The following is a 9,610-nucleotide window of genomic DNA, read 5'->3' as shown; positions in this document are numbered from 1 at the left end:
GCTTGATCTTAAATATTTACTTTGTGCAATTTTGAAAGAATAATTTCTTTCAAAAATTGATAGAAGCAAGCAATACAAGGAAACATGAGAAGCGAGGAGCGGAATTTAGTAAGCTAAATGAGCACCGCAGCGAACTTGTTAACGAAGTAATGCGCAGCTTATAGCAATTTTTAGTTGAGAATTGAGAGTTACAGATGCTTTTGCAAAGCAAAAGCTAGAAATATAGTTTTAAAAATTCCCTAGGAATTTTATAATTAACTATCAACTGTCCTCTGTCAATTGTCAACTGAATTAAATCTGGTGATTATGGCTCAAAGGTAACACCCGTTCCCATACCGAACACGATGGTTAAGCTTTGAAGCGCTGATGGTACTGCAAGGGAAGCTTTGTGGGAGAGTAAGTTGTCGCCAGGTCAAAAAAGCACATCAAGTTAATCACTTGATGTGCTTTTTTATATACTGCAGCAAAGTAATATTTGAGGCATAAGGTATATAATGATTATAAAAATAATTAATGGGGGTAAACGATATGGACAGTATGGAGAAGCTTAGAGATATTATAAAGAATAGCGATAACATAGTATTTTTTGGAGGAGCAGGAGTTTCCACTGAAAGTAATATACCGGATTTTAGATCAGAAGCTGGATTATATAATACAAAAAATAATTATTCCTATCCACCAGAAGTTATGTTAAGCCATAGTTTTTTCTGTGAACATCCTGAAGATTTTTTTGAATTTTATAAAGCTAAGATGATATATAAAGATGCAAAGCCTAATGAAGCTCATTATGCCCTTGCAAAATTAGAGAATATGGGAAAATTAAAGGCAGTTATAACTCAGAATATAGATGGGCTTCATCAAGAGGCTGGATCAAAAAGTGTAATTGAGCTTCATGGAAGTGTGCATAGGAATTATTGCATGAATTGTGGTAAGTTTTTCAATTTAGATTATGTATTAAATAGTAAAGATACCATTCCTAAATGTGATTATTGCGGAGGAAAGGTGAAGCCAGATGTGGTTTTATATGAAGAGGCTTTGGACATGGAGGCAATAAATAAAGCGGTTTATTATGTTAAAAATGCAGATGTATTAATAATAGGGGGAACATCTTTAGCAGTGTATCCTGCGGCAAATTTAGTTAATTATTATAGAGGGAATAGCTTAATTCTTATAAATAAATCCTTCACACCTTACGACAATAGAGCTTCTTTGGTTATTAATAACAAAATAGGAGAAGTGTTAGGAAGCATAGTAAAAGAATTAAAATAGAGTTAATGGTGATATCATTTAAAAGTTGTTGACAAAATAATTTTTAAATGATATCATATTAAAGTGTCAAGGACATAATAGAATATGGCGCTATAGCCAAGTGGTAAGGCAAAGGTCTGCAACACCTCTATCCCCGGTTCAAATCCGGGTGGCGCCTCCAAATAGAAAAAGGATTTAGCAATAATGTTGAATCCTTTTATTTATTTACTTATAATAATTAGAACATATCTTTTTTATTTAATATTATTACTGCAATTACAGCAATTGTTATTACAATTCCAAATATTATCCAGAAGCCATAAGGAGAATTTGCAAAAGGAATTGCATTTACATTCATACCAAACATTCCTGAAATCATATTGGGTATAGCCATTACTATAGTTACGGAAGCTAAAAGCTTCATAACTATGTTTAGATTATTAGAAATTACAGAGGCGAAGGCATCCATTGTGCCACTTAATATATTACTATATATATTAGCCATTTCTATTGCTTGCTTATTTTCTATTATAACATCTTCTAATATATCTTGGTCCTCTGGATACTTTTGCATAATATCAAGTTTTAGCATTTTTTCAAGGGTTATTTCATTTGATTTAAGTGAGGTTGAAAAATAAACAAGTGATTTTTCTAAGGATAATAGCTGGATTAATTCTTTATTTTTCATAGATTTATGAAGTCGTTTTTCAATCATTAAGCTTTTTTTATCTATTTGTCTTAAATATATTAAATAATAACTGGCTATTCTATAAAGTATCTGAAGAGTAAATCTAGAACGTTTAAAGGTGAAAAATGATTTTATTTTGCCATCAATAAAATCTAAAAGTACTTTACTATTTTTCAAGCATACAGTGATTAATACACCTTCAGTGTGTATAATTCCAAGAGGATAAGTATCATAAGTTAATGAGTTATCCTCCATTTCGCTAAAGGGTATATCTACCAAAACCAATATATTATTATTTTCGTCAATATCTATACGAGAGGTTTCTTCATCATCTAGAGATGCCCTTAAAAATTCTAAAGGAACATTGACCTTTTTTGAAATAAATAATAGTTCTTGATCCGATGGGGCTACTATATTTATCCAACAACCAGGTTCTATATTATCTATTTGCTGTAATACTGAGGTATTGTTTTCTTCCAATGTTTTATGTATTGTAATCATTATAAACCTCCTAGACCAATAGTAATACTTATATTATATCTTATATATTAATATTGTCTATAATCTATAATAAAATTGAAAGTAAAAATTCAAAAATTCTGCAAGAAGAAATGACAAACTTCAGTTTTTATATGATTATATTAGGAAAATGAAGATATATAGAGATAATATAAAGGTAAGTATGAAATGTTATAAAAATCAACCTAAGTTAGGACTTATAGCACTATTTAAGCTTATAATTGGTCTGGATTAATATTTAAAAGCCTAGTATAATCTCTATGTTATGATAAATAGGGTAATTTGGAGGGTTATTATATGGGAAATATGTATAAAGAGACTATTACAAGAAGAAAGTTGCCTTCAATAGTAAAGTTGTTTACTATATTAGTAATTGCTTTGTTTTTTGCCGAGATTATTAAAGACATAACTATCAATGGACAAGGCATTGGAAGAATAGCTGTATTATTATGTACAACTTTAGTTATGGCAGCTTTAGTATTTGAGGTTTTTCGTTTTAGGGTAAAATACACTTATTCTATAATTGCAGATCAATTTATTATTCACAGAATAAAGGGATCAGAGGATAAAGTGGTGGAAGATATAAAATTAAGGAATATTCAATATATAGGCAAAAATGATATGCCTAATTTTAAGGAAAGTGTAACAAGTTCTAAGAAATATGTCTGCTCAATATTTAATTTTAATCCATACTGTTGTATCTATAGAGATGGAGATAAATTAAAAAGGTTCTATTTTGAACCAAGTAATAATTTCATTGAAAAGATAAAATTAAACAGAGAAAAAAGATTAGCTAGTTAAGAACTAAGCTAATCTTTTTTATTTACTATATTCAAATTTTTTTTATTTACTATATTCATGGACACTGTTAGTAACGCACATTTTCGGCTGAGGAGTTAATTATTATTAAACTGTTTATGGAATTCTAGTTTTATCTCTTGTAGAAGATGTTCTTTTTCGATTATATCTAAAGCTGTTAGAGCTAAAGCCTGAGCAGTTTTCATAACTCTATCTTGAGCAAAGCGAGAAATTGTTGCCATGGCAAATTCACCAGAGGAGTATTTTATAGAATCATCCTCTACAATAGAAATATAAGGATGTATACATGGAACTAAGTGACTTACTGTACCAAGGCTGAGACTAGACAAAGTATCTTTAGCAGACTCTATTTCTATAATACCAGTTTCTTTCAGGTTATGGGAGAATATCCTGGATAATGTTGTATTGGTAATAAGCTCTTCATAAGGGAGTTCATATATACTGGCTTCAGAATGTATCTCCATTAAATTACCTACAGTCTTTACTAATTCCCTTAATTTTTTTTCTAGTTCAATAACATAACACATTTTAGATCCTCTTAAATAAAATCTTGACTCACACTCTGAAGGTAATAAGGATGGAGAAGTCCCACCCTTCACTATTACGCCATCAATACCATTGTCATGTTTCAACCCTTTTGATAACATATTTATAGTATTGAAGGTAAAGAGACAAGCATCTAATGGAGAATAAGAACCCAATGATCTATACCTTAAGCCCATTTCACCTTTGTATACTATTTTTAATGGCAGTAAAGCCATAGATGTACCACTTTCAGCGGTTATAACATCAGGGTGAGCCATTAAAACTATATCTATATCATTAAATACACCTTGCTTTGCCATAGTTACTTTTGAACTACCTATAAATTCTCCAGGACAACCTATAACTATAACAGAACCATGTGATTTATCTATAACCCTAGAAAGAGATAAAGCTGCGCCAGTGGAGATAGAAGAAATTAAATTATGACCAGTTATATGGTTCCCATTTTCTACGGCATCATATTCACATATAAAACATATCTTAGGATGGCCATTGCCATACTGGGCATAGAATGCAGTAGGAATATTTATATAATTTTCTATTACATTAAAGTTATATTTCTTAAATATATTTATTAGGTAACTACAACATTTATATTCATGAAAACTAGACTCAGGATTATCATATATATATTTAGATAGATTAAATATGTCTTTGTCTATACTATGTAAAAATGTAACTATTTCTTGTTTCATAATATCAACTCCATAATTAAAAGATTGATGTTATTATAACCAAAATTTATTTAATATATTTATGTGGACAAAATAAATATTGGCACTATGCTGAATAAAATATAGTATAAGAGGCAAAAATTCAGATAATAGAAATGTCAAGGAGGATATTTATGAGAAAACAATGTTGCATCATATGTGGAAAGCCTCTAAATGGTGGTATAATTATTAATGGCAAAGGAATATGCAAATGTTGTGAGGAGAAAATAATAAAGGTTAGAATGGATACCGATTTTTATATGTATTATAAAAACTGTATAAAGAAATCTATAATATACCCTATGATAAGAGGAGAGGATAGTAAGTGTCAAAATTACCACTTGTAGAAGGGGTTTTAAAATATGTGAAGGAACATAATATTTCCTTCTCTATGCCAGGTCATAAGAATGGAAGAGGATTTCTCACTACTGCAGAAGGAAAGGAGTTAATGGATAACTTTATTAGCTGTGATATCACCGAAGTTCATGGTGTAGATAATCTTCACAAGGCTGAAGGTATTATAAAGGAATCAACTGAATTACTCTCAAAGTTTTATGGTAGTGAGAAATCATATTTTTTAGTTAATGGAAGCACCAGCGGAAATTTAATTATGATCTTTTCTTCATTTAATGAAGGTGAAAAAATAATAGTAGATAGAAATTGCCATAAATCCGTATTCAATGGTATTATAATGAGAAAATTAAAACCAGTATATGTAAAAAACATTATTGATGGTAAATATAATGCTCCTTTTTCTATTGATATGGAGCATTTTTTTAAAGTTATAAAAGAAAACAAAGATGCCAAAGGAATTATTTTAACATATCCTAATTACTATGGAGTGTGTTTCAATATAGAAGAGGTAATAAAAGAAGCGCGAAAAAATAATATGAAGGTTTTAATAGATTCTGCCCATGGGGCGCACTTTGGGGCCAATAGTAAGTTACCTAGCAGTGCAATAAAAATGGGGGCAGATATGGTAGTGGTAAGTGCTCATAAAACACTACCAAGTCTTACTCAAACTGCTTTTCTGCATATAAATAATAAAGAAGACATAGATAAAGTAAATTTTTATTTTAATTGTTTTTCTAGTACGAGTCCTTCTTACTTATTTATGTGTTCTATGGACTATTCAAGATATTATCTCCAAAATTATGGAGAGAAGGCTTATGATGATTTAATTGAGTTAGCAGATAAGTATAAGGCAGAAATTGAGAAAATAGATCATGTTAGTATAATAAGCAGAGAATATGTTAAAACAAAGTATCAATATGATCTAGATCCAACTAGATATATTTTAAATTTGGAAAAAGGGTACAACGGAAATTTATTATTGGATTACTTAAGAGAAAAAGGCATACAATGCGAAATGAGTGATACTTATAATTTGATCCTAATTTTTTCTCCATTTAATAATGAAGAAGAGTTTAAATACCTTTATAAAACCCTTCGAGAATGTGACTTATCTAAATTCAAGTTTAATAGCATAGATTTAGTAAGTAATTATCATATACCTCATGTGGAAATACCACCCTATGAAGCTGTAGAAAGGAAGAAAAAGAAAGTTAAAATATATGAGGCTATAGGGTGTATATGCGGAGAAAATGTTATACCATATCCTCCAGGTATACCAATAATTATGATGGGAGAAATAATAGATAAAGATATTGTACATATGTTAGAATATTATATAGAAAATCATACTGATATATTAGGTATATATGAAGATAAGATAACAATATTAGAATAATAGATAGAACGAAGGTTGGTATAGTATGAAGGAAATAAAAAAGGGTAAACTAATAGTATTAGAAGCTTGCGATGGAAGCGGAAAAGCAACACAGACTAAAAAGCTTTATGAAAGACTTATTCTTGAAGGATATGATGTACTAAAGGTAGAGTATCCTAATTATGAAAGTGATTCTTCGGCTTTAATAAAGATGTATCTAAATGGAGAATTTGGAGACAAGCCAGAAGATGTAAATGCATATACAGCATCTACCTTTTATGCTGTAGACAGGTATGCTTCTTTTAAAAAACACTGGGAAGGCTTTTATGATAAAGGAGGCATTGTTTTAGCTGATAGATATACTACATCAAATATGGTTCATCAAGCATCTAAAATAGACAATTTAGAAGAAAAAAATAAGTTTTTAAACTGGTTATGTGACTTGGAATTTAATTTAATGGGACTACCTATACCGGATGTGGTAGTATTTTTAAATATGCCTCCTGAGTATAGCAAAAAACTTATATCTAATAGAAAAAATAAATTTACTGGTGAAGAAGAAAAAGATATACATGAAAAAAATGAAGAATACCTAATACATTCTTATAAAAATGCTTGTAAAATTGCAGAAAAATATAATTGGAAACAGATAGATTGCATTTCAGCGGGTAATATAAAAACTATTGATGATATACATGAAGAGATATATGAAGCTATAATTAAAAAACTATAATATTTATGCTAGAATTTTTATAGAATATGGTAGAATGTAGGTATAGATCAATACATTAATGAATGAATAGGAGGGTATGTTATGAAGCTTATTGTTGCTGTTGTTCAAGATGACGATGCTCTTGATTTGATAGACTTGCTAACGGATGCGGGTTTTAGAGTAACTAAGCTTGCTACTACAGGAGGATTTCTGAAGGCAGGCAATACGACCCTTATGATAGGTGTTGAAGAAGAAAAGGTGGATAAAGCAATAAAAACAATTGAGGAAATTTGTAAGACAAGAAAGCAGGTTGTAACGGCGCCATCACCCATGACAGGATCCACTGGAATATATGTTCCATACCCTGTTGAGGTAGAAGTAGGGGGAGCCACAATATTTGTATTAGATGTAGATAAGTTTATAAAAATATAATGGAGGAATATGCATTGAGCTTTCAGGATATAATAGGGCATAATGATGTGAAAAATGAAATAATAAATTCAATTGGATGTGGAAGGTTTGCCCATGCGCATATAATTTCAGGAGAAGATGGTATAGGGAAAAGTTTAATAGCCAAAGAGGCAGCCTGTAAACTTTTAAATAAAGAACCTGGTAGGGAGTACGCTGATATTATAGAGTTTAGGTTATTAAAGAATAAAAAGTCCATAGGAGTAGATGAAATAAAATCCATTATTGAAGAAATAAATACAAAACCATATGAAGGGGATAAAAAAGTAATCATCATTCATAATGCAGATTCTATGACGGTAGAGGCTCAAAATGCGTTTTTAAAAACCGTAGAAGAACCGCCTAAAGGAATCTTTATATTATTATTATGTGAAAAGGTAGAAAACTTATTAGATACAATAAAATCCAGATGTCAGATATATAAACTTCATCATCTTCATAAAAAGGATATGGAGAAATTTCTATTAAAAAAATATTCAAATTTAAATAAAGATGAATTAAACTCTATAGCCATAATTAGTGACTGTATTCCGGGAAAGGCAGAAATGTTTATAGAGGACTCTAATTTAAAAGATATACGAAATTTAACTATGGATATATTAAAAAATATTATGAATAAAGATATAGATATATTTATTTATGAAGAGGCGTTGTTAAAATATAAATCATATTGGGAGGAAACCTTAACATGGTTTCTTTCGTATATAAGGGATACTTTAATATATAAGGAGACAGCAAATAACAATCTTATAATTAATGTAGATAAAATAGGTAATATAAAGAGTCTTTCAGAAATATTTTCATTTACACAGTTAAATGATATTATAGACATAATAAAGGATACGAGGCTTAAATTAGAAAGCAATGTAAATGCAGCACTAGTTTTTGACTCAATGTTGCTTAAAATGCAGGAGGTATAAATATAATATGGTAAAAGTAGTAGGGGTACGTTTTAAAAAGGCAGGAAAGATATATTATTTTGCACCAGGCGACCTAAAAATAAGCAAAGGCGATAGTGTTATAGTTGAAACTGCTAGAGGTATAGAGTTTGGTGAGTGTGTTATAGGAGAAAAAGAAATAGAGCAAGAGGAAATAATAGTACCATTAAAAAGCGTTATAAGAAAAGCTACTGACGAAGATATACAAAAGCATTTAGAAAACAAGAGTAAAGAAAAAGAAGCTTTTTCAATTTGTTTAGATAAAATTCAGCAGCATAATCTGCAAATGAAGCTTATAGATGTGGAATATACGTTTGATAATAACAAAGTAATTTTCTATTTTACAGCTGATGGAAGGGTAGATTTTAGAGAATTAGTTAAGGATTTAGCGGCTATATTTAGAACCAGGATAGAATTAAGACAAATTGGTGTAAGAGATGAGGCTAAAATGATAGGGGGACTTGGTCCATGTGGAAGAACTATGTGCTGCTCAACTTACTTAGGTGATTTTGCACCAGTGTCAATAAAGATGGCAAAGGAACAAAACCTATCTTTAAATCCCACAAAAATATCAGGAATCTGTGGAAGACTTATGTGTTGCTTAAATTTTGAACAGGAAACCTATGAAGAAATAAGAAAAAGACTTCCTAAGATTGGGTCTATAGTTAGAACTGAATATGGAGATGGAGAGGTAATTTCCAATAGTGTAGTAAAAGAAAGTGTAAAAGCTAAGATTAAAGTTTTAAATGCAGAAGAAGTCATAAAGGAAATTCCAATAGATGAGTTAAGCCTAATTTCTGGAGCTTATGAAGGAATTGTAAATGAAGATGATATAAAAATGGAAATAGATGATGAAAATAGGGATTTGGCTAAAGAATTATTTAAGGAAAACTAGGAGGAATCTATGAAGTCGGTTTTGAAAGTGCTTAATATGAAAACCATGGCTGATGTAAGCAATATTAGAAAAGCTATTTCAAGCAACGAAGGAGTAATAGCTTGTCAGATAAACTCTGAAAAAGGAGAAGTTAATGTAGTATACGATGAGTATTTTGTAACTCTAGATAATTTAATGGAATCCATAGAAGATTTGGGATATACTATTTTATAACTTAGAGTATAATTTTAGTAGGCAAAAGTAGTAATAATTACTGCTTAAAAAATTAAAAGGAGATACAAAAAGTATCTCCCACATACATAAAAAATCCATTATAATGTAAGTTGATATTACTA

General features: G+C 29.9%; 11 protein-coding genes, 1 tRNA gene and 1 rRNA gene. 11 read left to right on the top strand and 2 right to left on the bottom strand.

Going from position 1 to position 9,610, the window contains the following annotated elements:
• The first annotated feature begins 296 nt into the window (after window positions 1–296).
• The 3 genes from rrf (at window position 297) to CLLI_RS10755 (ending at window position 1,429) form a co-directional block, all read left to right on the top strand.
• A 5S ribosomal RNA gene (rrf, locus tag CLLI_RS10765) occupies window positions 297–413 on the top strand.
• 115 nt (window positions 414–528) lie between these two features.
• Entirely contained in the window at window positions 529–1,269 is a 741-nt protein-coding gene (locus CLLI_RS10760; RefSeq protein ID WP_106064219.1) for an NAD-dependent protein deacylase, read from the top strand.
• 86 nt (window positions 1,270–1,355) lie between these two features.
• Window positions 1,356–1,429 (top strand) — tRNA-Cys (locus CLLI_RS10755).
• Between the two features lie 57 nt (window positions 1,430–1,486).
• Here CLLI_RS10755 and CLLI_RS10750 read toward each other — a convergent pair.
• Window positions 1,487–2,437: a magnesium transporter CorA family protein gene (locus CLLI_RS10750; protein ID WP_106064218.1), complete on the bottom strand. Its 951-nt coding sequence runs from the start codon at window positions 2,435–2,437 to the stop codon at window positions 1,487–1,489.
• A 315-nt stretch (window positions 2,438–2,752) separates the two neighbouring features.
• Between CLLI_RS10750 and CLLI_RS10745 the strand changes: the two genes are divergently transcribed.
• Complete coding sequence (locus tag CLLI_RS10745) at window positions 2,753–3,256, top strand: hypothetical protein (protein ID WP_106064217.1); 504 nt, start codon at window positions 2,753–2,755, stop codon at window positions 3,254–3,256.
• 95 nt (window positions 3,257–3,351) lie between these two features.
• Here CLLI_RS10745 and CLLI_RS10740 read toward each other — a convergent pair whose 3' ends face one another.
• Window positions 3,352–4,515 carry a zinc-binding metallopeptidase family protein gene (locus CLLI_RS10740; RefSeq protein ID WP_106064216.1) on the bottom strand — a complete coding sequence of 388 codons (1,164 nt, stop codon included), beginning with the start codon at window positions 4,513–4,515 and terminating at the stop codon, window positions 3,352–3,354.
• Between the two features lie 152 nt (window positions 4,516–4,667).
• Between CLLI_RS10740 and CLLI_RS10735 the strand changes: the two genes are divergently transcribed.
• The 7 genes from CLLI_RS10735 to CLLI_RS10705 all read left to right on the top strand — a co-directional run bounded on the left by CLLI_RS10735 (window position 4,668) and on the right by CLLI_RS10705 (window position 9,488).
• Window positions 4,668–4,880 carry a sigma factor G inhibitor Gin gene (locus CLLI_RS10735; RefSeq protein WP_106064215.1) on the top strand — a complete coding sequence of 71 codons (213 nt, stop codon included), beginning with the start codon at window positions 4,668–4,670 and terminating at the stop codon, window positions 4,878–4,880.
• Window positions 4,859–6,283, top strand: a complete 1,425-nt coding sequence (locus CLLI_RS10730) for an aminotransferase class I/II-fold pyridoxal phosphate-dependent enzyme (RefSeq protein WP_106064214.1) — start codon at window positions 4,859–4,861, stop codon at window positions 6,281–6,283. The genes CLLI_RS10735 and CLLI_RS10730 overlap by 22 nt, the downstream gene beginning before the upstream one ends.
• Window positions 6,284–6,317: 34 nt before the next feature.
• Window positions 6,318–6,995 (top strand): dTMP kinase, encoded by a 678-nt coding sequence (locus CLLI_RS10725; RefSeq protein ID WP_479723245.1) that lies wholly within the window; start codon window positions 6,318–6,320, stop codon window positions 6,993–6,995.
• Between the two features lie 81 nt (window positions 6,996–7,076).
• Window positions 7,077–7,406, top strand: a complete 330-nt coding sequence (locus CLLI_RS10720) for a cyclic-di-AMP receptor (protein ID WP_106064212.1) — start codon at window positions 7,077–7,079, stop codon at window positions 7,404–7,406.
• A gap of 14 nt (window positions 7,407–7,420) precedes the next feature.
• Complete coding sequence (locus tag CLLI_RS10715) at window positions 7,421–8,362, top strand: DNA polymerase III subunit delta' (protein WP_106064211.1); 942 nt, start codon at window positions 7,421–7,423, stop codon at window positions 8,360–8,362.
• 7 nt (window positions 8,363–8,369) lie between these two features.
• Window positions 8,370–9,275 carry a PSP1 domain-containing protein gene (locus CLLI_RS10710; protein ID WP_106064210.1) on the top strand — a complete coding sequence of 302 codons (906 nt, stop codon included), beginning with the start codon at window positions 8,370–8,372 and terminating at the stop codon, window positions 9,273–9,275.
• A 9-nt stretch (window positions 9,276–9,284) separates the two neighbouring features.
• Window positions 9,285–9,488, top strand: a complete 204-nt coding sequence (locus CLLI_RS10705) for a heavy-metal-associated domain-containing protein (protein WP_106064209.1) — start codon at window positions 9,285–9,287, stop codon at window positions 9,486–9,488.
• Window positions 9,489–9,610: the final 122 nt, after the last annotated feature.

Source organism: Clostridium liquoris (assembly GCF_002995785.1).
GTDB lineage: Bacteria > Bacillota > Clostridia > Clostridiales > Clostridiaceae > Clostridium_AO > Clostridium_AO liquoris.
The sequence above is the reverse complement of the archived record's forward strand: the minus strand, read 5'-3'. Positions and strand labels throughout refer to the sequence as shown.

Coding starts and splice junctions, on each gene's coding strand:
- CLLI_RS10760 (WP_106064219.1), top strand. CDS start 529: ATGGACAGTATGGAGAAGCTTAGAGATATTATAAAGAATAGCGATAAC.
- CLLI_RS10750 (WP_106064218.1), bottom strand. CDS start 2,437: ATGATTACAATACATAAAACATTGGAAGAAAACAATACCTCAGTATTA.
- CLLI_RS10745 (WP_106064217.1), top strand. CDS start 2,753: ATGGGAAATATGTATAAAGAGACTATTACAAGAAGAAAGTTGCCTTCA.
- CLLI_RS10740 (WP_106064216.1), bottom strand. CDS start 4,515: ATGAAACAAGAAATAGTTACATTTTTACATAGTATAGACAAAGACATA.
- CLLI_RS10735 (WP_106064215.1), top strand. CDS start 4,668: ATGAGAAAACAATGTTGCATCATATGTGGAAAGCCTCTAAATGGTGGT.
- CLLI_RS10720 (WP_106064212.1), top strand. CDS start 7,077: ATGAAGCTTATTGTTGCTGTTGTTCAAGATGACGATGCTCTTGATTTG.
- CLLI_RS10710 (WP_106064210.1), top strand. CDS start 8,370: ATGGTAAAAGTAGTAGGGGTACGTTTTAAAAAGGCAGGAAAGATATAT.
- CLLI_RS10705 (WP_106064209.1), top strand. CDS start 9,285: ATGAAGTCGGTTTTGAAAGTGCTTAATATGAAAACCATGGCTGATGTA.